Raw genomic sequence first — 1784 nt, 5'->3', positions numbered from 1 at the left:
GCCAGGCCCAGGCGCTCGCGCTGGGCGGCCGACAGGCCCCAGCGCAGGCCGGCGTCCTCCATCCACTGGGTCAGACGCGGCAGGGCCTCGGCATCCAGGCCGAAACGGGCCGCCAGGGCCGGCACCTCGATCAGGTCGCGCAGCTCGCTGGCGGTGCAGCGCTGCTGTGGCAGGCGCAGCAGCCATTCGACGGCGGTGACGATGGGGCTGCTGCGCTTGGCGCTGAGGTCGGCGATGTCGTAGGGGATGTGGCGGGCGTCATGGCGACCGTACTGGCCGAACACGGCGTGGATGGCGGGGGCGAAGGCTTCGATGTCCGGCACCATGACCACGATGTCGCGCGGGGCCAGGGCGCGCTCGCCCGCGGGCGCGGGCCGTGCCAGCTCGCGCAGCAGATGGTCGTGCAGCACCTCCACTTCGCGCATGGCACTGTGCGCGACCTGGAAGAGGATGGAACGGTCGTCGGCCACGATCTCGGGGTGGGGATGCTCGGCCAGCGGCGTCAGGTCGCGGATGTGGGCCTGCACCTGGCGCAGCAGCGGCAGCCCGACCGCGCCGTCATCGGCGCCCTCTTCGTCGAAGAGGTCCAGCCGCGGCAGGGCAAAGCGCTGACGCGCCTGCTGGGCGTCGTCGAAGGCATCGAGCTGGCGCACGAAGTCCCGCCCCTGGCGGCCCCAGGCGGCCAGCAACGGGTGGGCGTGCAGGTGCAGGGCCTCCAGCGGGGTCTCGGCCAGATCGCGCCCGGCCTTGAGCGGCTGGCGGCGGCGCTGCTGACGCAGCAACTCGCGGCCATCGATGATGTCGGCCCAGTGGAAACGACAGGGGTTGGGCACCGCCAGCACCACCTGGCTGTGGCGCGACAGGGCGGCCAGCAACTCCAGCGTGGGCAGGGGCACATGGGTCATGCCGAAGAGCACCACGCGGCGCGGCAAGGGGCCGGCGAAGTGATCGGCCTCGTGCAGCCGGGCCAGCACCTGGCGGTGCAACTGCGGCCGCAGGGCGCCCAGCGCACCCGGACCCACCGAAGCGAGCAGCGCGCGCCAGAGCAGTGGCTGCCAGGCCTGATCGGCCGGCACCGGCACGGTCTGGCCATGGCCGTCGCGCAGCACGTCTCGGCCCTCCGCCCAGTCGCCCAGCCAGTCGGCTCGGTAGACCTGGTACTGGTCCAGCAGGTCGGCCAGGCGCTGGGCCAGTTGCAGCAGGCGCTCGGGGTCATCGTCGTGCAGAAAGCCGGCGACCGGGGCAAAGCCCGGTTGCAGGGCCAGATCGGGCAGCAGGCGCACCAGGCGCCAGGTCAACGCGGCCTTGTCCAGCGGGGAATCGCGCGGCACGCCCTCGCGCCCCAGCACCTGGCGGTAGAGCCACCACTGGAAGCGCGCGGGCAGCTCCACCCGCGAGGCGGCGCACACGCCCATCGCGCCGGCCAGCGTCATCTTCAGCCACTCGGCCATGCCGTTGCTCTGCACCAGCACGATCTCGTCTTCCAGCGGCGAGAGCGGCTGGCGGGCCAGCCAGCCGGCCACCGTCTCGGCCAGCAGTTCAGCGCGGTTGCCGTGCAGAACCAACAAGCCGGTGGGAAGGGATGCGCTCATGCTGCGAGTATCGGTCGGAAGAAGGGCTTCATCAGACTCGCACAGCGGTGGCTCAGGAGAAGAGCCTGGGCGAACGGCCGTGTCTGGCGGACATCAAATGGCGGCGCCAGAAAGCAAAAAGCCCGGTTCCTTTCGGAACCGGGCTTGTGCTTTCTTTGTCGGGGTGGCGGGATTGAACTCGCGCCCCTGCCC

At 71.5% G+C, this 1784-nt stretch carries 1 protein-coding gene; it reads right to left on the bottom strand.

Annotated features, from left to right (window positions below; genetic code table 11):
• On the bottom strand, positions 1 to 1592 hold a 1592-nt coding region (locus I73_RS19425), incomplete at its 3' end, for an exodeoxyribonuclease V subunit gamma (RefSeq protein WP_026096965.1).
• Positions 1593 to 1784 lie beyond the last annotated feature (192 nt).

It is taken from the genome of Ideonella sp. B508-1 (genome assembly GCF_000333615.1).
Taxonomy (GTDB): domain Bacteria; phylum Pseudomonadota; class Gammaproteobacteria; order Burkholderiales; family Burkholderiaceae_C; genus Ideonella.
This window is presented reverse-complemented; position numbering and strand designations above follow the sequence as displayed.